Source organism: Streptomyces gilvosporeus, assembly GCF_002082195.1.
In the GTDB taxonomy this organism is placed as follows: Bacteria; Actinomycetota; Actinomycetes; order Streptomycetales; family Streptomycetaceae; genus Streptomyces; species Streptomyces gilvosporeus.
This window is the reverse complement of sequence record NZ_CP020569.1, coordinates 7,822,032-7,848,688: the sequence shown is the minus strand read 5'-3', so window position 1 is coordinate 7,848,688 and position 26,657 is coordinate 7,822,032. Positions and strand designations below refer to the sequence as shown.

General features: G+C 73.3%; 19 protein-coding genes and 1 tRNA gene. 6 read left to right on the top strand and 14 right to left on the bottom strand.

What is annotated here, in order from left to right; all coding sequences use genetic code 11:
* Window positions 1-15: 15 nt before the first annotated feature.
* From B1H19_RS34675 to B1H19_RS34660, 4 genes are all read right to left on the bottom strand, one after another.
* Window positions 16-1,257 carry an MFS transporter gene (locus B1H19_RS34675; protein WP_107426487.1) on the bottom strand — a complete coding sequence of 414 codons (1,242 nt, stop codon included), beginning with the start codon at window positions 1,255-1,257 and terminating at the stop codon, window positions 16-18.
* Between the two features lie 147 nt (window positions 1,258-1,404).
* Window positions 1,405-2,571 carry an amidohydrolase family protein gene (locus B1H19_RS34670; protein ID WP_203237393.1) on the bottom strand — a complete coding sequence of 389 codons (1,167 nt, stop codon included), beginning with the start codon at window positions 2,569-2,571 and terminating at the stop codon, window positions 1,405-1,407.
* A 2-nt stretch (window positions 2,572-2,573) separates the two neighbouring features.
* The gene (locus tag B1H19_RS34665) at window positions 2,574-3,977 is read right to left on the bottom strand and encodes a type I glutamate--ammonia ligase (protein WP_083108839.1); all 1,404 of its coding nucleotides are present in this window, start codon (window positions 3,975-3,977) and stop codon (window positions 2,574-2,576) included.
* Between the two features lie 84 nt (window positions 3,978-4,061).
* Window positions 4,062-6,137 (bottom strand): SpoIIE family protein phosphatase, encoded by a 2,076-nt coding sequence (locus B1H19_RS34660; protein ID WP_083108838.1) that lies wholly within the window; start codon window positions 6,135-6,137, stop codon window positions 4,062-4,064.
* Between the two features lie 253 nt (window positions 6,138-6,390).
* On the opposite strand from B1H19_RS34660, the gene B1H19_RS34655 reads away from it, so the two are divergent.
* From B1H19_RS34655 to B1H19_RS34645, 3 genes are all read left to right on the top strand, one after another.
* Window positions 6,391-10,077, top strand: coding sequence for a wHTH domain-containing protein (locus B1H19_RS34655; RefSeq protein ID WP_083108837.1), 3,687 nt, complete (start codon window positions 6,391-6,393; stop codon window positions 10,075-10,077).
* A gap of 59 nt (window positions 10,078-10,136) precedes the next feature.
* Entirely contained in the window at window positions 10,137-10,469 is a 333-nt protein-coding gene (locus B1H19_RS34650; protein ID WP_083110056.1) for a DUF427 domain-containing protein, read from the top strand.
* A gap of 238 nt (window positions 10,470-10,707) precedes the next feature.
* Window positions 10,708-11,214, top strand: coding sequence for a DUF309 domain-containing protein (locus B1H19_RS34645; protein ID WP_237289942.1), 507 nt, complete (start codon window positions 10,708-10,710; stop codon window positions 11,212-11,214).
* 52 nt (window positions 11,215-11,266) lie between these two features.
* Here the strand turns inward: B1H19_RS34645 and B1H19_RS34640 are convergent, their stop codons facing one another.
* The 5 genes from B1H19_RS34640 to B1H19_RS34620 all read right to left on the bottom strand — a co-directional run bounded on the left by B1H19_RS34640 (window position 11,267) and on the right by B1H19_RS34620 (window position 16,549).
* A complete protein-coding gene (locus B1H19_RS34640) occupies window positions 11,267-12,493 on the bottom strand; it encodes a D-alanyl-D-alanine carboxypeptidase family protein (RefSeq protein WP_083108835.1) in 1,227 nt (408 codons plus the stop codon).
* 235 nt (window positions 12,494-12,728) lie between these two features.
* The gene (locus B1H19_RS34635; RefSeq protein WP_083108834.1) at window positions 12,729-13,982 is read right to left on the bottom strand and encodes a cytochrome P450 family protein; all 1,254 of its coding nucleotides are present in this window, start codon (window positions 13,980-13,982) and stop codon (window positions 12,729-12,731) included.
* 111 nt (window positions 13,983-14,093) lie between these two features.
* Window positions 14,094-15,338: an MAB_1171c family putative transporter gene (locus tag B1H19_RS34630; protein ID WP_083108833.1), complete on the bottom strand. Its 1,245-nt coding sequence runs from the start codon at window positions 15,336-15,338 to the stop codon at window positions 14,094-14,096.
* Window positions 15,331-16,068, bottom strand: a complete 738-nt coding sequence (locus tag B1H19_RS34625) for a hypothetical protein (protein WP_083110055.1) — start codon at window positions 16,066-16,068, stop codon at window positions 15,331-15,333. The genes B1H19_RS34630 and B1H19_RS34625 overlap by 8 nt, the downstream gene beginning before the upstream one ends.
* The gene (locus tag B1H19_RS34620; RefSeq protein WP_083108832.1) at window positions 16,058-16,549 is read right to left on the bottom strand and encodes a helix-turn-helix domain-containing protein; all 492 of its coding nucleotides are present in this window, start codon (window positions 16,547-16,549) and stop codon (window positions 16,058-16,060) included. Before B1H19_RS34620 ends, B1H19_RS34625 begins: the two co-directional genes overlap by 11 nt.
* A 291-nt stretch (window positions 16,550-16,840) precedes the next feature.
* On the opposite strand from B1H19_RS34620, the gene B1H19_RS34615 reads away from it, so the two are divergent.
* Complete coding sequence (locus tag B1H19_RS34615; protein ID WP_083108831.1) at window positions 16,841-18,466, top strand: carboxylesterase/lipase family protein; 1,626 nt, start codon at window positions 16,841-16,843, stop codon at window positions 18,464-18,466.
* Between the two features lie 53 nt (window positions 18,467-18,519).
* Here the strand turns inward: B1H19_RS34615 and B1H19_RS34610 are convergent.
* Window positions 18,520-18,593, bottom strand: a tRNA-Pro gene (locus tag B1H19_RS34610).
* 255 nt (window positions 18,594-18,848) lie between these two features.
* Window positions 18,849-19,796 (bottom strand): alpha/beta fold hydrolase, encoded by a 948-nt coding sequence (locus tag B1H19_RS34605; protein ID WP_083110054.1) that lies wholly within the window; start codon window positions 19,794-19,796, stop codon window positions 18,849-18,851.
* A gap of 345 nt (window positions 19,797-20,141) precedes the next feature.
* Here B1H19_RS34605 and B1H19_RS34600 point away from each other — a divergent pair, with 345 nt between their 5' ends.
* Together B1H19_RS34600 and B1H19_RS34595 are read left to right on the top strand one after the other, a co-directional pair.
* On the top strand, window positions 20,142-23,330 hold the full coding sequence (locus B1H19_RS34600; RefSeq protein ID WP_083108830.1) for an amidohydrolase family protein: 3,189 nt from the start codon (window positions 20,142-20,144) through the stop codon (window positions 23,328-23,330).
* Window positions 23,331-23,640: 310 nt separating this feature from the next.
* Window positions 23,641-24,921: an acyl-CoA dehydrogenase family protein gene (locus B1H19_RS34595; protein ID WP_083108829.1), complete on the top strand. Its 1,281-nt coding sequence runs from the start codon at window positions 23,641-23,643 to the stop codon at window positions 24,919-24,921.
* 76 nt (window positions 24,922-24,997) lie between these two features.
* Here B1H19_RS34595 and B1H19_RS34590 read toward each other — a convergent pair whose 3' ends face one another.
* From B1H19_RS34590 to B1H19_RS34580, 3 genes are read right to left on the bottom strand one after another with little or no spacing between them, the layout of a single operon-like run.
* A complete protein-coding gene (locus B1H19_RS34590; RefSeq protein WP_083108828.1) occupies window positions 24,998-25,618 on the bottom strand; it encodes a GAF domain-containing protein in 621 nt (206 codons plus the stop codon).
* Complete coding sequence (locus tag B1H19_RS34585; RefSeq protein WP_083108827.1) at window positions 25,615-26,274, bottom strand: GTP-binding protein; 660 nt, start codon at window positions 26,272-26,274, stop codon at window positions 25,615-25,617. The genes B1H19_RS34590 and B1H19_RS34585 overlap by 4 nt, the downstream gene beginning before the upstream one ends.
* On the bottom strand, window positions 26,252-26,656 hold the full coding sequence (locus B1H19_RS34580) for a DUF742 domain-containing protein (protein ID WP_203237286.1): 405 nt from the start codon (window positions 26,654-26,656) through the stop codon (window positions 26,252-26,254). Before B1H19_RS34580 ends, B1H19_RS34585 begins: the two co-directional genes overlap by 23 nt.
* Window position 26,657 lies beyond the last annotated feature (1 nt).

Genomic DNA, 26,657 nt, shown 5'->3' with positions numbered 1-26,657 from the left:
GGACGGAATACGGCCTTACGGCTGCGGATCCCGTGCGTCGTAGCGGGCGAAGGCGCGGCGGCCGAGGCCGAGGAGGGTGACGGTCAGGACGCAGGCCAGGCCGCCGCCGATGACCGCGGTTTCCGGGGAGGTCAGGTCGGCGACCGAGCCGGTGAGGAAGTCGCCCAGGCGCGGGCCGCCGGCGACGACCACGATGAAGACGCCCTGGAGGCGACCGCGCATCTCGTCCGGGGTGGCGGCCTGGAGCATGGTGCTGCGGAAGACCATCGAGACGGTGTCGGCGCAGCCGGCGACGGCGAGGAAGAACAGGCCGAGCCACAGATGGCGGGAGAGGCCGAAGCAGGCGATGGCCGCGCCCCAGGAGGCGACCGCGACCAGGATGGCCAGGCCGTGGCGGCGGATGCCGCCGAGCCAGCCGGAGAACAGCCCGCCCAGGACGGCACCGACCGCGGGCGCGGCGACCAGCAGGCCGACGGTCTTGGCGTCGCCCGCGAACCAGAGGACGGCGACCGCGGGGAACAGGGCCCGCGGCTGGGCGAGCACCATCGCGGCCATGTCGGAGAAGAACGTCATCCGCAGGTTGGGGCGGGTGGCGAGGAAGCGCAGGCCGTCCAGGACGGAGGCGCGGCGGCGGGCGCCGTCGCCCTTGTCGGGGCGCATCGGGGGCAGCCGCCACATGGCGTAGAGGGAGGCGCTGAAGGCGGCGACGTCGATGAGGTAGGCGGCCTGGTATCCCCACAGGCCGACGATCACGCCGCCCAGCATCGGGCCGCCCATCAGACCGAGGTTGCTGGTCAGCGAGTTGAGGGCGTTGGCGGCGGGCAGCTGCTCGGTGGGCAGCAGCCGGGGGATCATCGAGCTGCGGGCCGGGGAGTTCATCGCGAAGCAGACGGCCTGGAGGGCGACGACGGTGTACAGCAGCCAGACGCGGTGGTAGCCGACGAGTGCGGCGGTGGCCAGGACGACGGACATCACGGTCGCGCCGGAGGCGCTGAACAGGCCCAGGGTGCGCCGGTCGACGGTGTCGGCGATGGCGCCGCCGTAGAGCCCGAAGACGACCAGGGGGACCAGGGAGCACAGGCCCACCAGGCCGACCGAGAAGGTGGAGTGGGTCAGGGCGTAGACCTGGAGGGAGACCGCGAGGGCGGTCATCTGCTGGCCCATCCAGGAGACGGTGTTGCCGCACCACAGGCGGCGGTAGTCGGGGGAGGTGCGCAGCGGGGTCAGATCGGCGAATATCCGGGAGCGGGTGGGTATGTGGGGTTCTTCGGGGCTCTTGGGTGAGCGGTTGCCGTCCGAGGTCGTTGTAGATGCCACGCGGCGCAGTAAAGCACGCCGTGGGGGTACGGCGGAGGACAGGGCGAAAAGAGGCGCTCGCCGGGTGCGCCCCTTACCGACGCTCGCTCATGGCGCGGCCGTGGCGGCGTCGAGGCCGTAGACCCGTCGTGCGTTGTCCGCCGCGATCATCGCGCCCACCCGCCGGGCGTCGGCGGCGGACCAGGCGCCGGTGGCCGTCCAGTCGCCGAGGACGGCGGCGAGGGCGGTGCGGAAGAGGACGCTGCCGACCAGATAGAGCTCGGGCAGGCCGTAGGCGTCGGTGGAGAAGAGGAGTTTGGCGAAGGGGGCGAGTTCGAGGAACTCGGCGAGGACGGCGGTGGCGCGCGGGCCGGTGTGGGTGAGGGCGAGTCCGACGTCGGCGTAGACGTGCGGGAAGACGCTCGCCAGGTAGGCGGCCTGGCGGTGGTACGGGTAGCAGTGCAGCAGCACCAGGTCGGTGCCGGTGTCGGCGGTGGCCTTGACGAGGTCGGTCAGCAAGGCGGGGTCGGCGTGGTCCAGGCGCAGGTCGGGGTCGCCGAAGCCGGTGTGCAGCTGGAGCGGGCGGCCGGTGGCGACGGCCTGCCAGACGAGGTGGCGCAGCAGGACGGGGTCGGCGAGGCGGGGCAGTCCGGCGGCCATCCAGTCGCGTACGGCGCGGTGCACCTCGTGCGGGGGCGGGGGCAGCGGGTCGAGGGCGAGGCCGTGGCGGTAGGCGGCGACCGATTTGAAGGCGACGGCGGTGCGGGCGGCGTCCTCGATCGCGGTGCCGAGGGCGTCGGTGAACTCCTCGGCGTCGCGCGCCCCGATCGCGGTGCGTTCGGCCAGCGCTTCCAGGCGGACGACCTCGTATCCGGTGCCGCCCGCGGCGCGGGCGGTCTCGGCGGGGCCGGTGAGGTCGCCGGGCAGGCCGGTGTCGAGGAGGTAGGCGCCGATACCGGTGGCGCCCAGCAGACGGCGGCGGGTCTCGTCGGGGCCGAGGGCGCGGCGGCGGTCCAGATAGTCGCCGGGCGGGCAGTGGGCGGGCAGGTCGAGCAGGGGCGGGCACCAGCGACGTACGGCGAAGCCGGTCTGGGTGTCGAAGAAGGTGGTGCCCGCGGCGGGCGGGCGGTCCGATTCGGTGAGGTAGGCGGCGAACGTCCCGGGGGCGGGTTCGTAGCGGAGCACGCCGTGGCAGTGGTGGTCCACCAGCGGCGGCAGGTCCAGCCCGGCGCCGTGGTCCGGGCCGGGCTCTCGTCCCTGGTGGTGCGCCGTCATCGTCACCAGCGCCAGCGGGTCGCGGCGGCCAGTTCCTCGGCGTCGACGTCGGCGAACCGGGACTCCTCGGCGCGCCGTACGGCCAGCACCGCGCCGTGCAGCACCTTGCCCATCGCCTCGTGCAGCGGGCCCGACTTCTCGAAGCGGTCGGTGGCCTCGGTGAGCGTGCCGGGCAGGCGGACGATGCCGCGGCGGGCCCGCTCGCGGACGCCGAGGGTGCCCGGGTCCTCGGTCTCGGGGGCCGGGAGCCGGGCGCCGGTCTCGATGCCGTGCAGTCCGGCGGCGATCACCGAGCCGACGACGAGGTAGGGGTTGGCGGCGCCGTCGAAGGTCTTGATCTCGGCGCTGCCGCCGTCGGGGTCGTCGGGGGCGCCGGGGATCAGCCGCAGCGCCGCCTCGCGGTTCTCGACGCCCCAGCACTGGTAGACCCCGGCCCAGTGGGAGGGCTGGAGCCGCAGATAGCTGGCGGGTGAGGGGCAGCCGACGGCGAGCAGGGCGGGCAGGGCGCCGAGGGTGCCGGCGAGGAAGGCGACGGCGTCGGGGGCCAGGCCCCAGGGGGCGTCGGGGGCGCGGTGCAGGCTCGCGCCCGCGCGGTTGAGGCTGAAGTGGAGGTGGCAGCCGTTGCCGACCGCTCCGGCGACGACGGCCGGGGCGAAGGAGGCGCGCAGGTGGTGCCGGGCGGAGACGGCGCGGACGGTCTCCCGTACGAGGACGGCGTCGTCGGCGGCGCGCACCGGGTCGCCGGGCGCGCAGCTGACCTCGAACTGGCCGGGGGCGTACTCGGGATGGACCTGGTGGACCTCGATGCCCTGGACGCTGAGGGCTTCGGTGACATCGCGGAGGTAGTCGGAGAGTTCCACGATGCGGGTCATGCCGTAGGCGGGGCCGGCGCAGGGGTAGTCCAGCGGCTCGTACGCATCGTCCTCGGCCGGGTCGTGGCCCTGGGGGGCGCGGGTGACCACCCACTCGGTCTCGAAGCCCATGCGCAGGTCGAGGCCGGCGGCGGTGGCGCGGTCGGCCATGGCGCGGGCGAACTGCCGCTGGCAGGCGGGGTGCGGGGTGCCGTCCTGGTCGTAGCGGTCGGCCGGGGCCCAGGCCCAGCCGGGCTGTGCGGCGAGCACCGTGATCCGCTCCAGGTCGGGGAAGAGCCGCAGATCGCCGGCCGGGCCGCCGAGATGGGCGGATTCGGTGATGGCGTCCTCGGAGGTGAAGACGTCGAAGACGGGCGACATGCCGACCCCGTACCGTACGGCGTGCGCCAGCCGCTCGGCCGGGATGGCCTTGGCGCGGGTGATGCCCGCGTTGTCCACCCAGGTCAGCGCGAGGGTGCGGACGCCCTCGGCATGCAGCCGCGCCGCCGCCTCGCGGACGTCACCGCGCTGTTCCGCATCCGCCGGCGATCCCATATCCGTCCTACCGTCCTCGCGTGGCCGTGCCGGTTGCTCGGCGCCCGATACCGCCGGTGCCTTGGCGGCCGAGCGCCGCGCCGGTCAGAGGCAGTTGAACTCGCACCATACGCACTTTCCGGTGCCGCGCGGTTCCACACCCCAGACATCCGCCAGCCTGTCCACCAACAGCAGCCCGCGCCCGGAGACCCCGGCCTCGCCCGGTTCGCGGCGGCGCGGCAGGCTGCTGGAGTGGTCCTCGACCTCCAGGCGCAGCCGCCGCATGGCGCTGTGCGGCATGCGGATGTTGACGATCGCCTCGCCGTCAGTGTGCAGCAGGGCGTTGGTGATCAGCTCGTCGGCGACCAGCTCGATCTCCTCGGAGCGCTCGCGGGCGCCCCAGGCCCGTACGGCGGCGCGGATCATATGGCGGGCCGCGGAGAGCGCGTCGGGGTCGGCGGGGGGAATGTGCTGGCGGAAGCGGCCGACGGTGTCGTGCTCGGGGGTGCCCAAGCGCCGGAGCAGCAGCAGCGCCATATCGTCCTCGCCGGCCGACTCGCCCCCGGCCCGGTCCGCCGACTCGCAGAGCGTATCGGCCAGTTGCTGGACGTCCTGCGGTCCGTCGCGGACCACGCGGGCCAGGTCCCGCATGCCGTCGTCGAGGTCGATGCCGGGCTGCTCGACCAGGCCGTCGGTGCACAGCACCAGGGTGTCGCCGGGGGCGAGGTGGACGGTGGTGACGGGGTAGTCGAGCCGTATGAATTCCGAGGCGATCCCCAGGGGCAGCCCGCCGGCCACCGGCAGGCGGCGGCAGATGCCCTCGGCGTGCCGCAGCATCGGATCGATGTGCCCGGCGCGCACGATCCGGGCCGCCCCCGTGCTCAGGTCCGCATCGACATACGTACAGGTGGCGAAGCGGTCGGTGTCCAGTTCGTTGAGGAAGGCGGACGCACGGGCCATGACGGTGGCGGGGGCGTGGCCTTCGGCCGCGTAGGCGCGCAGCACGATCCGCAGCTGGCCCATGAGCGCGGCGGCATGGGTGTCGTGGCCCTGGACGTCGCCGATGACGGCGGCGACCCGGCCGTCGGGCAGCGGGATGACGTCGTACCAGTCGCCGCCGATGTCCCGGCCGACGCCGGCGGAGCGATAGCGCACGGCCACCTGGGCGCCAGGCACTCCCGGGATCCGGCGCGGCAGCATGGCCTGCTGGAGGTCCGCGGCCAGGCTGTGCTCCTGGTCGAAGAGCATGGCGCGGGCCAGGCTCTGGGCGATGCTGCTGCCGAGCGCGAGCAGCACATTGCGCTCCTGGTCGCGGAAGTCGCTCTCGCGCGCGTAGAACACCCCGATGACGCCGATGGGCCGGCCCTGGGCGATCAGCGGCAGATAGGCGGCGGAGTGGATGTTCAGCGGTTCGATGGCGTGCCACAGCCGCGGGTAGCCGAACCGGAACTCGGCGCGGGTGCGCACATAGCGCGGGGTGAGGGTGCGGACGACCTCGCTCATGGGGAAGTGGTCGCCGACCCGGGTGTATTCCAGGTCCGGGACGAAGCTGCCCGCCTTGCCCTCCGACACCAGCCGGATGCGGCCGGCCTCGACCAGCCCGAGGATGACGTTCTCGGCGCCGAGCCGCTCCAGGCCCTGCTCGTTGGCGAGCGCGGCGATGACCTCGCCGACCGACCGGGCATGGGCCAGGGCGGCGGTGGTGCGCTCGACGACGCTGGTGTGCCGGCGCCGCTCCTCGTCGACCGCGAGGCGTTCCGCCGCGTGGGTGTATTCGTGGCTGGCGTCGCGGACGATGCCGATGATCCGGCGGGGGCGGCCGGTGGGGTCGCGGCGGATGCTGCCCTGGATGTGGGTCCAGCGCAGTGCGCCGTCGCGCATCCGGGCCCGGAAATAGGCGCCGTAGGAGTCGCTGCCGTCCTTGAGGGCGCGGGCCACCAGGGCGTCCAGCCGGGCCGCCTCATGGTCCGGTACGCGGCTGCTGAGGGACTCCGGACGGTCGTCGTACTCCGCCGGGCGCAGGTCGAAGACCTCAAGGGCGGGCGGATCCATGTGCATCAGCCCGCTGTCGAGGTCCCAGTCGAAGCCGCCCATGCCGTTGAGGGCCAGGGTCAGGTCCGGGTGGGCGGGCCAGTCGTCCGGCACCGACACGGTGGGGCGCTTTGCTCCCCGGTCAGCCATGTCGTCACTTTGCCACATTCCGCCGAGTTTCTGCTGCCCCAGGGGATATGCCCGCTGAGCCGCCAAGGGTGACCGGGACATCACGTAGCGTGTCCCCGGCCGGGGTCGCCTCGGGCCTCCGGGACCGGGCGCCGGTCCTAGGCTGTCCCCACTGAGCCGAGGGAAGGGCGCGGGCGCGATGCGAGAGCCAAGGGAACGCGGGGGCGGGGACGCCCCGAACGGAGTGCCCCGGGAGGGGGAAACCCGGAACACGGTGTCGGGCGGCACGGTGGCGGGCCCGGTGGTCCAGGCGCAGCACATCGGGCATCTGTCGATCCATCAGACCGCCCCGCCCGCTTCCCCCTCGCCCGCCGACGACCCCTGGGCGCGGCTGGCCGCCGACTCCCCCGTGTGGGACCACGTCCCCCAGGGCCGCGACACCGCGCCCTTCCGCCGGTGCGTGGCCGCGGCCGCCGCCCGCCTGGCCCAGCCGCGCGACGTGGCGGAACGCCTGCTGGCCGCCGACCCCTGGCAGGACCCCGGACTGCCCGCCCGGTTCCTCGACCGCATCGAATGGCTCCTGGGCGAGCCGGGGCGGGGCCCGGCCCTCGATCTGTATCCGGCCGAGGCCGCGCTGCTGGTCCTCACCCCGTTCCTCTACCGCCTCCACACGCTGCGCCGGGCGGTGCGGGCCGCCGTCGACCCGCCCGCGCCGGAGGCCGACGAGGCCCGCGCATCGTTCGAGACCTACGCCGAGGAGCACGCCCTGTTACGCAAACGGGCCCTCCTGCGCCCCGAGGCGGCGGCGCCGATCCACTGGTGGCTGCGGCACCGCTGGCTCGCCCAGCGCACCGACTTCGGCGACCCGGAGGCCGTACGCGAACTCCTCGCCCTCGTCCCGGAGGCCGCACGGGCCCTCGGCGACGCCCTCGACCCGCTCCGGGTGAGCCGGCTGCTGCACGGCCTGCGCCGCGGCCCCGGTGTCTGCAATCCCGAATATCTCGACCTGCTCCCGGCGGACGACCGGGTCGTGGGCGGTCCGCGCCATCAGCGCATCCGCGACCGCCGCCTGTGCCTGCTGCTCGCCCTGGCCTACGGCACATCCGTCGAGATGACGGCCCTGCCGGACATCGTCGCGGAACATCTGGGCGTGCCCCAACCCGTCGATCCGGCGCAGCTGCGCCGCACGCTGGACGAGTCCGGCTGGGGCGGCTCCCCCGATCTGCCGGTCCTGCGGGCGCAGTGCCACCACGAGGCCGTCATCGAGGCGCTGCGCGCCTACACCGTGCGCGCCGACGACCTGCTGCACGCGGTCCACCGCACCGTCCACGACCGCGTCACCGAGCCCCTGCCGCCGCTGCCGACCCGGCTGTCGGCGGACGGCGTGGCCCCGGCCGCAGGGGTCCTCAAGGGCTGGGCCGGTTTCCGCCTCGACGAGCACCGGGTGCGCGACCTCCTGATGGGCGTCCAGCTCTACAAGGACCCCGAACTCGCCCTCCGCGAGCTCTACCAGAACGCCCTCGACGCCTGTCGCCACCGCCGCGCCCGCACCGCGTATCTCGACCGTACGGAGCCTGCCGCGTATGCGTACGAGGGTCGTATCGCCTTCGCGCAGGGCGTGGACGACGACGGCCGGGAGTATGTCGAATGCCGCGACAACGGCATCGGCATGGGCGATGCCGAGCTGCGCGGGGTGTTCTCGCACGCCGGGGCGCGGTTCGCCGAACAGCCGGACTTCAAGCTGGAGCAGGCGGACTGGCGGCGGCTCGACCCACCGGTGCCGTTCTTCCCCAACTCCCGTTTCGGCATCGGCGTGTTGAGCTACTTCATGCTGGCCGACGAGATCCGGGTGCGGACCTGCCGGATGGGGCGGGACGGTACGCCGGGGCCGCTGCTGGAGGTGTCGGTCTTCGGCCCGGGGCATCTGTTCCGGATCGTGGAGCGGGCACCGCGCGGCGAGGAGCCGGGGACGCGGGTGCGGCTGTATCTGCGGGACACGGACGAGCGGGCCACGGGCTGGTCGTGCGTCGATGCGCTCGAACGGGTGCTGGGGATCGCGGAGTTCCCCACGGTCGCCCGGCACGGACGGCGGATGAGCGTCTGGCCGGCGGGTGAGCTCAAGCCCAGGGAGGGCGCAGCAGAGGAGCGTTTCGGACTCAACGCCCATCACCGGACGGCCCGTTGGCGCCAGGCGCCCGACGGTGTCCAGGTCGTGTGGTGCGAGCGCGGGGGCGGAGTACTCGTCGACGGTCTGGTGGTCCACCCGGCCGTCCGGCGCGGGGTGCTGTCGCAGACCGGCACGGGGCTGACCGGCGCCGTGGTGAATCTCTCCGGCGCCTTCGCCCCGGAACGGCTGTCGGCCGACCGGACCGAGATCCTCGACGATGTGTCGGAAACGATCCGGGAGGTGCTGGCGGAGGCGGCGCGCGATCTGGTCGCCACGGAACAGCAGTTGCCCACCTTCGACTGGATCAGCACGATGGCCGAACACAGCGTGCAGCTGGCGGACACGGTGGCGGCGGCGACCGCCGCGGCGGGCCGGCGGCTGACGGCCGACGGCCGGGACTTCGACACCGCGCGCACCGGGTGCCTGCCGGGAGATCCGTTCTTCCTGGAGGCCGGGCCGCTGCGCGTCGAACGTTATCCGAAGTGGACGAAGGTGGACGGCGCGCCGTACGACCATGTGCTGCTGTGGCGGATCCTCGCCCACCGCCCCAACCCGGTCTTCGACACGCTGGCCGCGTTCCACCCCGCTCTGCGCGCGGTCGACGCCGTCCTTCCGGCGCTGCCCTCCGACCAGCTCCTGCTGGCCCACCGCAGGCCCGGCCAACGCCACTGGACCTGGATCCACCACGCCGGAGGGATGCAGCAGACGGCCCTGGAGCAGGCCGCGGCCCGGCTGGGGCCGGAGGCGGTCCGCCGGCGGGCGGCCGTGCTCGGGCTGCCGCTCACCCCGTCCCCGGCGGCCGCACCGGCCCACGCCCGGGCCGACCGGCCCGATGTGCTGCTGCTGCGGGATCTGCGCGACCCCGGCCCCGGCCTGCGGCAGTGGCTCGACCCCGAGGAGCCCGTACCGCCGGGCCACCTGGCGCAGGCGGCCTGCGCGCTGGGCATCCCGCTGCCGGAGGTCGCCGCCGTGCTGCGCCGCTACGGATTCGAGGCACGGTCGGGCCCGCTGCCCGACGCGCCCGACGAGGCGGCGCTGACGCTGCTGAGCGCGGATGCGAACGGGTGCTGGCCCTGGCTTTCCCCGGCGGAGCCGGTCCCGGCCGGCCATGTCCTCTCGGCCGCGCGGAAACTGCACCTCGCACCGGGCGAAGTCCTGGAGCGGCTGACCCGCTACGGCTTCCGGCCGCCCGACCCGTTCCCCGCCGACGCCTGCGACGCGGACCGGCCGCTGCTGCCCTGGCGCACCCAACCGGTCACCTACGAGCGCCTCTTCCACGCCGCGCGCACGACCGGCCGCTCCCTGGAAGAGGTCCTGACCCGTCTGCGGGCGTACGGGATCGAGGTCCCGCTGCGCCTGCCGCAGCCCCGTACCGCGCTGGACGACGAACTGCTCAGCCCGGACGGGCCCTGTGCCGGCTGGCGGGTCAGCCCGGCCGAGGTGCTGCCGTTCGCCCGTGCCGTGGTGGCCGCGCAGGACGTGCGGGCCACCCCGGAGGACATCGCGGCGCGCCTGGCCTCCTACGGCATCCGGATCTCCGGCGACCGGCTGCCCGACGGCCTGTCGTACGGCCGGGCCCGCACCCTGCTGTCCTTCTACGGCTCCTGGCACAGCGGCACTCCGGTCACCCTCCAGGCCCTGCTTCCGCTGACCGCCGACATGGACGCCTCCCTCGCCCAGGTCATCTCCTGGCTGACCGCGCTGGGCATCCGGGTCGCCGACGTCGGCGAGACCCTGCGCACCGCGCTGGCCCGGGTCCCGCTGCTCGACGCCGCCGGTGCCACCCTGGAGTGACACCTGGAGTGCACACCCGGACCGAACCACCGCCCGCCCACCACCCGAAGGACGCCACCATGCCCGCCGCCCCCGGCCACCACATCGAGATCACCCAAGGCACCGACCACGTCCGCGTCGTCGTCGACGGCCAACTCCTGGCCGAATCGCACCGCCCCCTCCTCCTCGCCGAGACCGGCTACCCCACCCGCTACTACCTCCCGCCCGAGGACGTCCGCACGGACCTGCTCACCCCCTCGGCCACCCACACCGTCTGCCCCTTCAAGGGCACCGCCTCCTACTGGTCGCTGCCCGGCGGCCCGGAGGACGTCGCCTGGGCCTACCCCGAGCCGCGCGCCGAGGTCGCGCGGATCAAGGACCACCTCTGCTTCTACGAAGTGGAGCTCGGCTGAGACGGGCGCGGACCGTACACCGCACAATCGAAGGGTGAACGGCACCGAGAAGACCCCTGACCAGTCCGGCGCGCCCGTACCGGGCGGCGATCCGGCGTGCTGGCTGCACCTGGTGTGCGAGGAGTGCGGCCGGGTGCGGGAGCGGCCGGACGGCGGGGTGTGCGAGCACTGCGGCGCCCCCGCAGCGGAATCCGGGGCCGAGGCCGAGGCCGTTGCCGATCCGGCCGAGGGGCCGGCGGTGTCCCCTGGTTCCGCAGGCTCCCGCTCCCGGGACCGGGACGAGCAGGGGCGGGCCCGTAATGCCCGCCCGCGCGACGGGCTCGGGCGGCCGCTGCCGTACGGCTCCCCCGGCGTGGCGCGGCAGCCCGAGGGCGTGCCCCGTACGCCCGCCCAGACGCTGACCGAGGCGCAGCGGCTGCTGGACGACGGGATGCCCTTCCATGCGCACGAAGTCCTGGAGGACGCCTGGAAGTCCGCACCGGAGGCGGAGCGCGGGTTGTGGCGGGGCCTGGCGCAGCTCGCGGTGGGCCTCACCCATGCGGCGCGGGGCAATGTCACGGGCGCCGGGGCGCTGCTCGACCGGGGCGCGACGGCTCTCGGCCCGTACGCGGCCACCGAGCCCTACGGCATCGACGTCGCCGGTCTGATGGACTGGGCGCGGCAGCTGGCGGGGAGCCTGGACGGGCGCGACACGCCGGTGTCGGCGGCCGGAACGGCGCCCCGGCTGCGAACCGGCGGCGCCTAGGCGGCGCCTGGCCTCGGGCCCGGCTCCCCGCGCCCTACGTCTCCTCCTCCGGCTATGTCTCCTGCTCCGGCGGCCTCCCGCGGCGCCGGCCCTGGCGTCGCCAGGCCAGCGTGCCGGCCACGGCCAGGACGACCGCGCCCACGCCGCCTCCCCAGAGCGCGGTGGTGGAGTTCCCGGCGTCCTGTGCGTCCTGTGCCTTCCCGGGGCCGGAGGCCGGCCGGCGTATGTCGGCGCGGTGTCCGGAGCGGTCCCGGGCCCGGTACGGGGAGCGGTCGTCGGGAGGGGCCGGCACGGAGTGCAGGGTGTCGATCGGGCGGGCCTTGCCCACGCTGTCGAAGCCCCAGTCGAGCAGGGCGCTCGCCTCCTTGTAGACGGCGTTGTACTCGCCGGAGCGCGGGTGCATCACGGTGACCATCAGGGTGCGGCCGTCCCGGCGGGCGGCGGCGACGAGGGTGTTGCCCGCGTGGCTGGTGTAGCCGTTCTTGACGCCGATGATGCCGGGGTAGCGGGTCATGCCGTGGGAACCGGCCAGCATCCGGTTGGTGTTCTCGATCCGGGTGATGCCGCCGGGGGTGGGGAAGGGCGCGCTGGCGGTCGCGCAGTAGCGCGCGAAGTCGGGGTTGGCGAGACCGGCGCGGCCGAAGACCGTGAGGTCGTACGCCGAGGAGACCTGGCCCGGCGTGTCGTAGCCGTCCGGGGACTTGACCGTCGTGTCGTGGGCGCCGAGCCTGCCGGCGGTCTTCTGCATCTCCTGGGCGGTGGCGTCCCAGCCTCCGTTCATCGAGGCCAGGACGTGCACGGCGTCGTTGCCGGAGCGCAGGAAGACCCCGCGCCACAGATCGGCGACCCGGTACTGGCCGCCTTCCTTGACGCCGACCAGGCTGCTGCCGTCCGCGACGCCCTTGAGGTCGGTGGCGTTGACGTGGTGGACGGAGCCCGCCTCGAACTTCGGGAGCACGGTGACCGCGAAGAGGGTCTTGAGGGTGCTGGCCGGGGGGAGCTTGCGGTGCGGGTCCTTGGCGGCGAGTACATCGCCGGTATCCGCGTCGGAGACCATCCAGGACCGGGCCGAGAGCCCGCCCGGCAGCTCGGGCACATCGGGGGCCTCGCCGACGCGGACGCCCGGTCCGTAGGCGCCGGGGCGTCGGCTGTCGGGCCCGGCGGCCGCGGGGCGGTCCGTGGAGCGGGCCGTGGCAGGTATGGACGTCAGGGAGATTCCGGCGAGCGCGAGCGCCGCGACGGCGGCGGCCTTCTTGGAATACAGCGCGTCGGTTGCCATGCCGTCACGCTATGAACGGCGGTTGCGGCCCGCAGCGTGGATGCGCCAGACGGGCCACAGGCGGGCGGGCCGCCCGGCGTGTCGCGGCCGGCCGGTCGCGTACGGACGGGGTGACGCGCCGTCGCCCGCCGGTCCGGTCCGGTCCGGTCGCAGCTGCAAACAAGGGACCCGCCCGGTGCGACGGGGGATGCACACCGGGCGGGTCTGGAGACCTTTTTACCGCATCCGGGAGCGGTTACGCCTCAAAAACTTGTTCGTTTCTCGTTTCCCAGGCCACGGGCAGCGAAATCAGGCCATGTGCGCGCAGCGTACGCCGGCGCCTGAGTTCGCCCTGCGGAACGGCCAGCCGCAAGCCCGGGAAACGGGCGATCAGCGCCCCGAGCGCGGTCGCGGTCTCCATACGGGCCAGCGGCGCGCCGACGCAGTAGTGGATGCCGTGGCCCAGGGCTAGGTGCCCGGAGAGGTCCCGTCCGTGGTCGAAGGCGTCCGGATCCGGGAAGCGGGCGGGGTCGCGGTTCGCGGACGCGATGCCGAGCAGCACGCTGTCGCCGGCCGCGATCCGGACGCCGCCGATCTCCAGGTCCTCCTTGGCGAAGCGGCGGATCGCCAGCGGCGCCGGGCCGGAATGACGCAGGAACTCCTCCACTACGGCGGGGAGTTCAGCCGGATGATGTCGCAACCGGGCAAGCCGGTCGGGGTGTTCGAGCAGGCCGAGGGTGGCGTTGCCGATGAGGTGGACGACATTCTCGTACCCGCCGAAGAGGATCAGGAAGCCGAGCGAGGTCAGCTCGTCCTCGGAGAGCCGGTCGCCGTCCGTCCCGGTGGCGTCGTCGCGCACCGCGATCAGATCCGAGAGCAGATCGTCGTCCGGTTCCGCGCGCTTGGTCTTGATCAGACTGGTGTAGAACTCCAGCATCGCCCCGACCGCGTCCCGCATCGCCTGGGGTTTGGCGGGATCGGGGGTGACCAGGGCGTCCGTCCAGGCCCGGAAGTCGCGCCGGTCGCGCTGGGGGATGCCGAGCAGATCGCAGATCACGATGACCGGCAGCGGCCCCGCGTAATCGGCGATCAGATCCGCCGGCCCGCCACGCTCCTCCATGGCGTCCAAGAGCCCCTCGGCGACCCGGCGTACGGGCTCGCGCAGCGCGTCGACCCGGCGCGGGGTGAACGCCTTCACCACTAGGCGGCGGATCCGGGTGTGGTCCGGCGGGTCCATGTTCATCATGTTGGCGTCGAGCGCGGGCGGCAGCGCGAAACCCCGGTAACCGCCGGGCGCGGCATGCTTCTTGTCCAGGGACAGCCGCGCATCGGCGAACGCGCTGCGTACGTCGTCGTATCGGGTGACCAACCAGGCGGGTTGCCCGTCCGGCCCGGTGATCCGGTGCACCGGTCCGGACTCGCGCAGCGCCGCGTAGGCGGTGTGCGGATCGTCGAGGAGGGGTGTCACGTCGATGGGGGCGTCGGGGTCGGTCTCGGCGGTGTTCTGCATGGGGCTCGACTCTAGATCTGGACGGGCGCCGGTGGGCGCGCGGATGGGGGACGACGGGGAGGGTGGCCCGGACCCCCGTGCCGGGCCGCCCCCGTCTGGGGTATCGCGCCGCTAGGGGCGCGATACGGCGCTGCGCTGGCGCAGCTCGGTGAGCACCGTCCCCACCAGCGGTGAGTGGTAGACGTCGGCGACCAGCGCCAAGTGCTCGTATTCCGCGGAGAGTTCAACGCCTTCCGTAGCGCCGGACGGACCCGCGGTATTCCCGGTGGTGACCACCACGCTGTCGGCGCCATGGGCCGGCACATGGCCCACCGCGCGGTTCTCCAGCCCGCGGCGGAGCGCGACCGCCTCGGCGACGGCGGCCAGCTGGCGGTCGTCGAGCGAGACCCCGCGGGCGCGCTCGCGGGCGACGTCGACGGCGTCGGACTCGACATGGCGTCGGATGCCGCGCTGGACGTCGCGGATCTCCGCCATCTGCCGGTTGGCGCGCCATTCGAGGTCGGCGAACGGCCAGCGGTCGGTCCAGCGGACGCGTTCCATGGTGACCTCGGGGGCCTGCGCGGTGACGGTCCGCCACAGCGGGGAGAGCCGGCGCAGTCGGCGCCAGGCGGCGGCGCGGGGGCCGGCGGCGGGCAGGGCGAAGCCGGTGAGGACGAGGATGGCCGCGACCGAGGCGCTCAGCGGGGCCACGCCGTTGGACAGCCAGGGCGCCGGGTGGCCCGCCCAGGACAGGCCGAAGCCGACGACCTTGAAGGTGCAGTAACCCAGGCCGAGTCCGCAGCCCCCGGCCAGCACCCGTAGACCACGGGTGAGCCAGGACCGGCCGAGCTGGGCGGCGTAACGCGAACAGAGCACCGCCAGGCCCGCCAGGCTCGACCCGAAGATGGCCAGATACAGCACCAGGAAGAGCATCACACCAGGGGAGTTGGTGTATGCGGTGCTGAAGTCACGGGGGTGTTCCACGGCATCGGGGCGGCCGACCGCGAAGCCGGCGACGGCCACCGCCCACAGCGCGGCCACACCCCCGACGGCGGCGCGTGCCCTGGACCGTGCACGGGCCCGCGCGGCCTCGCCCTCGCCGGCCGTCCAGCGCAGCAGCAGGACGAGCGCCCCCGCGGCGAAGACCATGACGGAGGAGTAGAGGAAGACCATCGCGAGGTTGGCGACACCGACCAGGCGGTCGAACCCGCGGTAGAGGCTGGGCGCGGAGAAGAGGAAGACGGTCGCCACACCGCCCGTCATCACACACGTCAGCCCGAGGTCGGCGTTGCCGCGGTCGCGGAACCAGGCGGCGGCCTTGTAGGCGACGAGGGCCCAGGAGAGCGCGGCGAAGGAGAGATAGATGACGTCAAACACGCTGCGCTCCCCCGTCGTCGGCCGCGGCCTCGTCCTGCCCCGACGTGCCCTGCCCCCGCCCGTCCCCGTCGGCCTCGTCCTGCTGCGTGCGGATGTGCTGGAGCGCGGGCCCGAGGGCCGCGGCCAGTTCGGCCGCCTTCCCCTCCAGCGGGAGTTCGCGCTCCCCGGCCGACGGCGCGACCCGCTCCATCAGCAGCGTGCCCAGCACCTCGGTCTCCCGTTCGGCGAGGTTGTCGTAGCCGTGGTGGCGGGCGAGGCCCGCGGTCAGCCCCATCCGGCGCATGGCGGTGGCCACATCGACGGACGGAGTCCAGATCCGCAGGGCGTCCTCCGTCATGGCCGGGTCCTGCGCATGACCCAGCAGCAGGTGGCTCAGCTCGTGCAGCACGATGTGCGCCTGGTGCCACGGGGACGTCTTGAGCTCGAAGAAGACCCAGTAGCCGTCGTCGGTGGAGGCCGTCATGCCGGAGACCACCCCGCCCAGGCTCATCGGCACCATATGAACGGGCCGGGCCACCTGCGTGGCGACGATGTCGCACATCCCCCGCAGATCCACGGAGGCGGGCAGCGCAAGCTCCTTGATCAGCCGCTTGCACCGCCGGCGTATCTGCCCCACTCGCATGCTCGTCCCGTCCTCACGTCCGGCCCGTCGCCAGAAGGCGAAGATCTCGTCCGGCCCGGCGGCCCGCAGGCCGTCGCCCACCGGTTTCCGTATCGGATCACTCCCCATGGTGCTCACCGCCCCGCTCCGGCGGATCGGCCGGCAGATTCATCTGCTGCCGGAACTGGCAGATGATCGTCGTCAGGCTCTCCTGCACCTCCGGGGGCAGTCCGACCGAGCGCAGGGCGATGGCCCGCACCCGCTGGTCGCGCATCGCCGCCAGGAAGCGGACCTCCTCCTCCACCCGTGCGACCTGCGGCTGCGAGAGGTCGCCCAGCAGATAACCGACCGGTACGGCAAAGAACTTGGCCAGGGCGCGCAGCAGCTCCGGACTGGGGTTGGCGCGGCGGCCGTTGCGCAGCATCGACAGATACTGCTCGGTGACCTTGGCCCCGCCGTACTCGGCCGTCCGGCGGCTGATCTCCTCGGCGACAAAGGCATTGGTGTACGGGGCCCCGGCCGGATGCATATGCGCGAAGAGATGGTTCAGGCGCTCCGCGAGCGCACCGCTGCCCGCCCCCTTGGACGAGCCGTCCCCCGCTGCCGTCATGCCACCGTTCCGCCTTTCGGACTCTCGCGGTCCCGCACGGCGGCCCAATGGGCCGAGCCCAACGAACAGTTAAGGCAGTCAAGGGCGCCGGAACCTCTCTCCGCCATCCTTCCACGGGACGCACGCGCCGCACCAGTCCACTTACGGACAGTGAGGAGCTCGGACTTAACCGGGAGTTGAGTTCACGCTGCGCGCACGACATGACCCCCGCCCGCGCCCCCGTACGGCCCTCGCCTACGATCGCCATGCACACGCCGCCACCGTCCCCCACACGGAAAGCGACCGTCCGTCATGACCAGTTCGCGCCCGTCGGATCCGCAGACCGTCACCACGACCGGAGGTGACGTCCGCGGGATCCTGCACGACGACCCGCGCCGGATGCCCACCGGCCCGGTGGCGGCCTTCCAGGGCATTCCGTACGCCGCGCCACCGGTCGGCGCCCTGCGCTTCGCGCCACCGGAGCCGCATCGGGGCTGGACCGGCGTCCGCCCCGCGGCGCACCCCGGTCCCGCCGTACCGCAGCTCCCCTCCGCGCTGTCCTGGCTGACCGGGCAGCCCACGCCGGAGTGGTCCGAGGACGGCTGTCTGACCCTCAACGTCTGGACCCCGGCCGACGCCGTGCGCGGCGCACGGCCCCGCCCGGTGCTGGTGTGGTTCCACGGCGGCGCCTTCGCCGGCGGTTCCAGCGGCACGGAGTGCTACGACGGCGCCCGGCTGGCGGCGCTGGGCGACATCGTCGTCGTGACGGCCAACTTCCGGATCGGGCCGCTGGGTTACCTCCACTTCCCGGAGATCGGCGCGGACAACGCCGGGCTGCTGGACCAGCTCGCGGCGCTGCGCTGGACGCGGGAGAACATCGCGGCGTTCGGCGGCGACCCGACGCAGATCACGGTGGGCGGCCAGTCCTCGGGCGCCTATGCGGCCCTGCTGCTGGCCCTCTCCCCCGAGGCCGGTCCGCTGATCCGGCGCGTGATCATCCAGAGCGCTCCGCTGAACCTCCCGGCGCAGGATCCGGACCAGGCCGCCGAGACCACGGCCGCGTATCTGCGGGCCCTGGACGTCCCCGCGGGCACCGGCCCGGCGCAGACGGCGGCCGCACTGCGCACACTCCCCGTGGCGCAACTCCTGGACGGCTACCGCACGGTGCGCGCCGAGGCGCTGCGGGCCGGGCGCACCGCACCGCCGATGTACCCGGTCCTGGGCGGGGCCGCGGTCCCCCGGCCGCTGTTCGATGCGGTCGCGGACGGCGCACTGCACGGCACCGACGTCCTGGCCGGCACCACGGCCGACGAGATGACCGCCTTCTTCACCCACGACGACCGCATCCGCACCGCGGACCGCGCGGCGGCGGTGGACATGCTGACCACCTGGCTGGGCGACGACCGCGACCGGGCGGAGGAGACCTACGTCCGGTATGCGGCCCGGCGAACCGGCGGCACTCCGGCGCGGATCCTCTCGGACGTGGCGAGCGACCTCCACTGGCGGTCGGGGGTCACCGACCTCGCCCAACGACGTTCGGCTCTGGGCGAGTTGACGTACGTCTACCGCTTCGACCGGTGTCCTTACGGGGAGGGGGACGGGGGCGACCTGGCCGCCAACGGGGACGGAGGCCGGGGCGACAGCCCCGTAGGCGCCTCACACTGCGCCGAACTCCCTTTCCTCTTCGGCAGCTTCGCCGCCTACCGCGGCAGCACGCTGCTGGGCGCCCTCGGCGGACCCGACGCCCCGCGCCGACTCCGGGCCGAGGCGCTCTTCCACAGGTTCGCCGGGGCCCTTGCCGCCTTCGTCACCACCGGCTCGCCGAACGGCGCGGACCTCGCACCCTGGGCGCCGTACGCCGCGGGGGCGGACGAGGGCAACGTCATGGCGTTCGACGAGGACGAACCGGCACACCCCGCCCAGGCCGCGCGGCCATGAGAAAAGGCCCGCCGACCTGGGCTTTCCCCAGGCCGACGGACCTTGTTCGTCCGTCGGGACGACAGGATTTGAACCTGCGACCCCTTGACCCCCAGTCAAGTGCGCTACCAAGCTGCGCCACGTCCCGATTGCCCGCTTCGGCCGGGAAGAGTCCCGTACCGGGCGTGCACGAGAACAATACCCCATGTCAGAGGGTGCGTGCCGCCATATCCCGGCACGGCGGGCCGACGAGGCAGGGGCGCGGCTGTCGCCGGCGGCACCGGCCATCGGGGTCACCGAGCGAGACGCCTTACCTGACCTCAAGTTTACTTGAGGTTGCCCGCTGTGTCGTATGCCGACGACGGCCTGCGGGAGCGGATCGCGGTGTTCCTGGCCGGTGGCGTCAGATGCGCTTGTCCAGCCACGCCAGCAAGTCGGACTGGACCTCGTCCCGGTTCGTCTCGTTGAGGATCTCGTGGCGGGCGTCCGGGTAGGCCCGCCAGGTCAGGTCGCGGGTGCCGATATAGCGGAAGTCCTCCAGCAGTTCGTGGATGAGGGTCATGCCCTGGTGACAGGGGTCCTGGTCGCCGACGGCAAGGTGGACGGGCAGGCCGCGGGGGATGCGGGCGAGGTGGGCGGGGTCGTTGATCTTGCGGATGGCGCGTACCCAGTCCAGGGCGAGACCGGCGCTGAAGGCGAAGCCGCAGTCCTCGTCGGCGACATAGCGGTCCACCTCGGCGGTGTCGCGGGAGAGCCATTCGTAGCCGGTGCGGTGCGGGAAGGCGTCGTTGAACGAGCTGAAGGTGCGCGGGATGAAGGGGGAGGGGTGGGTGCGGCCGTGCGCGGCGATCTCCTGCTCCAGTGCGTCGGCGGCGGCTTCGAGGTCCAGACCCGGCAGGGTGCGGAAGGTGCCGGAGAGGATCAGGCCGGCGAGGTCGGCGCCGTACTCCTGGGCGTAGTCGCGGGCCAGCATCGCGCCCATGCTGTGGCCGAGCAGGACCAGGGGGATGCCGGGGTGCTCGGCGGCGGCGTGGTCGCCGATGCCCTTGAGGTCGGCGACGGTGGCCCGCCAGGCGTCCTCGCCGACCACGCCGCGGCCCCCGGTGGCGGGTGCGGTGGCCCCGTGGCCGCGGTGGTCGGAGGCGAGGACGCCATAGCCGTGGCCGGTCAGAAAGCGGGCGAAGCGGTCGTAGCGCCGGGCGTGCTCCGCGGCGCCATGGGCGATCTGGACGAGGGCGCGCGGCGGGCCGGACTCCGGCAGCCAGGTGTAGCGGGCGATCCGGGCACCGTCGGGGGCCTGATGGAAGTCCTGATGGAAGTCCGGGTGGAAGTCCTGCCGCGGGGCCTGCATGGGGGCGTCTCCTGACTGCCGGGAAACGGTGGCGGGGAAGGCGGTGGCGGGAAAAGCGGTGGCGCCGAGTGGTCGGCGCCCACTCTTGCGCGAGCGGCGCGGTACGTCCATGGGGCGCGCGGTGGGGTTGCCCCGGTGGGCGCGCGGCGTGACACGATCGGCCGGTTCTTGATTGCCGCAGTGTCCCAACCCCCTTTTCCAGGAGGACCGTTGAATACCACCGACCGTGGTGATGACGCAGGCCGCCGTGATGATGCGGACCGACGCGATGATGCGGGCCGACGCGATGATGCGCGCCGCCGTGACGATGCAGGCCGACGTGACGATGCAGGCCACCCGCAGGGCGTGGAGGGGCGCGAGGGCCTCTTCCCCACGCCGTTCCCCCTCTCGCGCCGCAGATTCCTCCAGGGCACCGCGTCCGCGGCCGCCGTCGCGGGGCTGACGGGAGTCGCCGCCCCCGCCGCCCAGGCGCAGGACGGCACCACCCTCTCCTTAACCGCCGCCACCAACGGCGCAGCCTCCCTCTCCCCGTCCGGTGACCGGCTGGTCGCCGAGGTCCAGAACGTCCTGTGGTCGCTGCCGCGCGCCGGTGGCGAGGCGGTGGCCCTGACGCCGCCCGATCTGGAACCCACCCGTCCGGTCCACTCCCCCGACGGCCACCGGATCGCGCTCTGCGCCTACCGGGGCGGCTCCTTCCATCTGTGGTCGGTCGCCCCCGACGGCTCGGACCTGCGGCAGCTGACCGACGGCCCGTGGGACGACCGCGGCCCCGCCTGGTCGCCCGACGGGACCCGGATCGCCTTCGCCTCCGAACGCGGCGGCGACGCGGTGGCGGGCGCCCCGTACCGGATCTGGGTGCTGGAGGTGGCGACGCGGCGGCTGACCCGGGTGACCGGGCTGCCCGGTCAGGACGGCCCGCACCAGGACGGCGCCTGGGAGGACTTCGACCCCTGCTGGTCGCCGGACGGCACGCGGATCGTCTTCGTCCGCGGCGCCGTCTCCGGAGCCGCGCTCGTCTCCCGTACGGTCGCCTCGGTACCCGCCGACGGCGGCGGCGCGGTCCGTACCGAGCACACCGAACCGGCCGCCGCCCAGGTGATGACCCCGGCCCTCTCCCCCACCGGGCGGCTGGCCTATCTGCGGACCACCGACTATCCGGGGCCGACCTGCGCCCTGGTGGTCGACGGGGCACGGATCGAGGTCACCGGGGACGTGGCGCCGGTGCCGCCGCGCTGGGTGACGCCGGACGCCCTGCTGCTGACGGTGGACGGGCACTTCCGGATCGTCCCGGTGGACGCGCCGCAGCGGGCCGAGACCATCCCGTTCCGCGCCGGGCTGCCGCTGGAGCGCCCCGAGTACCGCGTCAAGGACTACGGGTTCGAACGGACGGCGGCGGCGCCGGTGCGCGGAGTGCATCTGCCCGCACTCTCCCCCGACGGCCGCACGGTCGCCTTCGCCGCGCACAACTCCCTGTGGACGGCGCCCACTTCGGGCGGTGGTACGCCGCGGCGGATCGTCCGCGCCGCGGCCACCCGGTACGTCCTCGCGCCGAGCTGGTCGCGCGACGGACGGGCGCTGGTCTATGCGGACGACCGGGACGGGCTGTTCGCCGTCCGCCGCCGCGAGGTGGCCTCCGGCGAGGAGACCGTGCTGGCCACCGGGGGCCGGGTCCAGCCGGCGCTGTCGCCGGACGGCGGACGGCTGGCCGCGCTCGACATGGCGGGCAATCTCGTCGTACGGACCCTGACGGACGGTACGGAGAAGGTGCTGGCCGCGCCGATGGGCGCCGGCGGGCTGCCGGGGCGGCCCAGCTGGTCGCCCGACGGCCGTTATCTGGCGTACTGCGACCGCAACCGCCTCAACCGCCGCTTCCGGGAGGGCTACAACGTCATCCGGGTCCTGGACGCCGAGACCGGCAAGGGGAGGCTGTACCCGCTCGCCGACCATGTCTCGCTCGCCGACCGCTATGACTCCGGTCCGGTGTGGTCCCCCGACGGCCGCTGGATGGCGGTGATCGCCGAGTCCGCGCTGTGGGTGCTGCCGGTACGGGCCGACGGCACACCGGACGGCGCGCCGCGGCAGCTGACCGAGGAGAGCGCCGACCATCCGTCGTGGTCCGGGGACTCGCGCACGCTGCTGTACCTGTCGGCCGGGAAGCTGCGGCTGATCCCGGTGGACGGCGGCCCGGCGCGGACCGTCCCGCTGTCGCTGACCCACCGTCCCGCACGCGCCCGGGACACCGTCGTCCGTGCGGGCAGGTTCTGGGACGGCACCGGAGCACCGGTGCGCGAGGACGTCGACGTCGTCGTACGGGACGGGCGGATCACCGCGGTGGAACCGCACCGGACGGCCCGCGGCCGGACGGCCCGTACGGTGGACGCCTCCGGGCAGACCGTGCTGCCGGGCCTGTGGGACGCCCACACCCACCCCTGGCAGACGACCTACGGCGGGCGGCAGACCGCGCTCCAGCTGGCGTACGGGATCACCACGGCGGTCTCCTGCGGCGGCTTCGCGTACGAGCAGGCCCGCCTCCGGGAGGCGGTGGCGGCCGGGGCGCTGGCCGGGCCGCGGCTGCTGACCTGCGGGGAGCTGCTGGACGGCGGGCGGGTGGCGTACAGCATGGGGCGGGCGCACCGGACCAGGGCGGGCCTGCGGCGTTCGCTGGCGCGGGGCGCGGCCCTGGACTGGGACTTCGTCAAGACCTATGTGCGGGCGCCGGGCTGGGTGATGGCGGAGGCGGCGCGCTTCGCGCACGAGCGGCTGGGGGTGCGGTCCGGCAGCCATCTGCTGACGCCCGGCGTGCAGGTCGGGCAGGATCTGACGACCCATCTGCAAGCGACCCAGCGGCTGGAGTTCGGGCATGCCGTCTCCGGCTCGGCGCATTCCTCTCAGGACGTCGAGGAGATCTACACCGGCGGCGCCGGATTCCACCTCATCGCGACCCCGTTCTCGGCGGCCGCGCTGATCGGCGACGATCCCTCGCTGGCGCAGGACGACCGGGTGGGCCGGCTGATGCCGCCGTGGGACGTCGCGGTCGTACGGGAGCACGCCGGAACGCCGCCCACCCGGGCGCAGCTGGCGGATATCGCGACCGAAGTGGCCATCTACCGGCGGGTGCTGGCCGGGGGCGGGCTGGTCGCGCTGGGCACCGACCAGCCGCTGACCGCGGTGGGCCTGTCCCTGCATCTGTCCCTGCGGGCGCTGCACCGCGGCGGGCTGAGCGTGGCCCAGACGCTGCGGACCGCGACCGCGCTGCCGGCCCGGGTGTTCGGCGCGCAGCGGGACCTGGGGACGCTGGAGGTCGGCAAGCTCGGCGATATGACGCTGGTGGACGGCGACCCGTTCAGCGACTTCGACTCCCTGGTGCGGATTTCGGCCGTACTGCGCGGCGGACGGGTGATCGAGCGGCGTGAGCTGGTGGAGTCCTTCCCGGCGCCCGCGGCGCACTCCGGCGGCGCCGTCGCCGCGGCCACCGACTGGCTGGAGGTGGGGCGGCAGCACCGCCGAGAATCGTGCTGCGACACCGGGCACTGAACGGAACGGAACCATCCGCAAAACGCCGGGGAGGCGTGGGGTGGCGCGGCTGTTGCACCGTCCGCCCCGCACCACCTGCGCTCGCCGGGTGGGGGCTCGCAAGGGGTTGTGCGTGATGCGCGCACGCCCCAACTCCTCAGTGAATTGATACCAGTTGATGTTTTGAGCGGCCCGCAGTAGGTATGCCAACGGGTATTGCACGCAGTAAGCGACAGTTCACGTTCCGGAATGGTGGGGTAGACGGCATCGCCAGTGCCGTCCTGAGGCGGGATGCGACCAGCGCGGGAAGGAACGCGGAGGAGGACTCGTCTTGTATCGCTATTTCACCGACACGCGACATGAAGCGCTCCGGCAGCAGGTACGGGAGTTCGCCGAGCGCGAGGTGCGGCCCCGGATCGCCGGGATGGAGGCGAGCCGTTCCGTTTGCCACGACCTTTCGCGGCTGATCGCCCAACAGGGGTGGATCGGCGTGACCATCCCGCGCGCCTACGGCGGGATGGGCGCCGGGCATCTGGCCAAAACCCTCATCATCGAGGAGCTCTCGCGGGTGAGCGCCGCCATGGGCGCGATGGTGCAGGCGTCCCAGCTGGGCGTCGCCAAGATCGCCCACTTCGGCAGCGAGGAGCAGAAGAAGACCTGGCTGCCGGCGATCGCGTCGGGCGAGTGCCTGCCGACCATAGCCGTCACCGAACGGCAGTCCGGCGGCCATGTCCTGGGCATGGAGAGCACCGCGGTCCGCGACGGCGACGACTATGTCCTCAACGGCCACAAGATCTATGTCGGCAACAGCCATGTCGGCGATGTGCACGGCGTGGTCGTGCGCACCGGCCCCGGCTCCACGGGCCTGTCCGCCTTCCTCGTCGAGTCCGGCACCCCCGGCTTCCGGGTCGGGCCGCAGCAGCCCGCGATGGGACTGCACGGTTTCAGCTTCGGCGAGCTGTTCTTCGACGACTGCCGGGTGCCGGCGGCGAATCTGCTGGGCGAAGAGGGCGACGGACTGTCCGTGGCGTACTCCTCCAGCGTGCTGTACGGGCGGCCCAATCTGACCGCCGTATCGCTGGGGATCCATCAGGCGGTGCTGGACGAGACCTCCCGCTTCAGCGCGGAGCGGCAGCGCTACGGCAAACCGCTGGCGGAGCTGAACAACATCAAGCTCAAGCTGGGGCGCATCCAGTCCCGTCTGCTGCTGGCCCGGCTGTCCGCGTACCACGCCGTCCATCTCCTGGACCAGGGGCTGCCGTGCGATGCGGAGCTGATGAACGCCAAGCTGGTCAATGTGGAATCCGCGCTGGAATCGGCGCGCGATGCGATGGACATCCATGCCGCGTGCGGGCTGTTCACCGACCGGCCGGTGGAGCGGTTCCTGCGCGATGCGCACCATATCGTCGCGCCGGCCGGGACCTCGGACGTCCAGCTGCTGCGGCTGGGTGAGCTGGCGCTGGGCCAGGCGAAGGGCGAGTGGTCGAACCGGCTGGCGGAGCTGCTGCGGCTGGAGCCGGCCGAGCGGCCGGAGGAGAAGGCGCCGGCCACGGTCCCGGGGCAGCGCACCGGGCCGGGAAGAGCGGTCTCCTGGTTCAGTCGGCACCGGTGAGCGGCGCCGGGTGAACGGACGGGCCGCGGCGCTCGGTCGGAACGACCGGTGCCGCGGCCCGTGGTCCGGGCGTCGCTCAGGACGCGTCGGGCTGCTGCCGCTGAAGCTGCTCCTGCTCCATCTGGTGAATCTGCTCGACCAGTTCCGCGGCCAGCCCCTTGATGGTCGCCAGCCCCTCCCGCCCCCACGGGCGCGGTTCGAGGTCCACCACGCAGACGGTGCCCAGCGTCATTCCCGTACGGTCGATCAGCGGCGCGCCCATGTAGGAGCGGATGCCGATCTCGTCGACGACCGGGTTGCCCGCGAAGCGGGGGTAGTCGCAGACGTCCTCCAGGACGAGGGCCTTGCGGCGGACCACCACATGCGGGCAGTAGCCGTGGTCGCGGGCCATCACCCGGCCCGGCCGGCCGCTGGGCGGCGCCGGGCCCAGCTCGACGGCCCGGTCCATGTCGGGTGCGTAGAGCCCGGCGAAGTACTGCCGCTTCTCGTCGATGAAGTTGACCATGGCGTACGGCGTCCTGGTCGTCCCGGCCAGTTTGCGGGCGAAGTCGTCGAACGCGGGCAACGGGGAGCTGCCGATGCCCAGTTCACGCAGCCGGGCCACGCGCGCCGGGGCCTCGTTGTCCTCGGGGGTCAGCAGCAGACGGCGCGTGGGGTCGTAGGAGACGTAAGGGACGCGGGAGACGGGATGCTTCATGGCACCTCCGGAGTGGCGGCTAGGGCGGGGGTGAGCAGATGCTCGACGAGCGAAACCAGGATGTTCGTGGCCGAACTGCACTGCCGGGCGTCGCAGAGCACGACCGGGGTGCGTTCCGAGAGGTCTATTGCGGCGCGGACCTCCTCCGGTTCGTAGTGATAGGAGCCGTCGAACTCATTGACCGCGACGATGAAGTGGATGCCGCGCCGCTCGAAGAAATCGACGGCGGCGAAGCACTGGTCGAGCCGGCGGGTGTCGGCGAGGATCACCGCGCCGAGGGCACCGTTGGACAGCTCGTCCCACATGAACCAGAAGCGCTGCTGGCCGGGTGTGCCGAAGAGATACAGCACGTGCTCGGAACTCAGGGTGATCCGGCCGAAGTCCATCGCGACGGTGGTGGTGTTCTTGTCCTCGATGCCCTCGAGGTCGTCGGTGCCGATGCCGACCTGGGTGAGGAGTTCCTCCGTACTGAGCGGCTCGATCTCGCTCACCGCGCCGACGAAGGTGGTTTTGCCGACGCCGAAGCCGCCCGCGACCAGGATCTTGAGCGCGGTGGGAAACAGGTCGGGTGATTCGGGAGGGGGATTCCCCGGGGCTTGGGACACCGGGGAAGGGGTCCCCGGGGCCGGGGAGTCACAGTCGTTTACGAAGTCCATGCAGCACCGCCTCCAGCAGGGCTCGGTCGGTCCGGGACGCGGGGTCTGCCGAAACGGCGGCGGGCGCCCGCGCGGTGAGCGCCCCGCACTCGACGAGGTCGGCGAGGAGCACTTTGGTGACCACGGCGGGCAGTCGTATGTGGGCGGCGATCTCGGCGACCGAGACCGGCCCGCCGCACAGTCCCAGCACCCTTGCGTAGTCCGGTCCCTGGCAGGCGACGGGCCGCCGTCCGGTGGCCATCACCATGGTCAGCAGATCAAAGTGCGCGGTGGGGCGGGTCCGGCCGTTGCTGATGGTGTACGGCCGGACCAGCCGGCCCGCGGCATCGTCGTACCAGGCCGGCTCATGACCGCCTTGCCGCATGCGGCGGCCCAGCGGCATG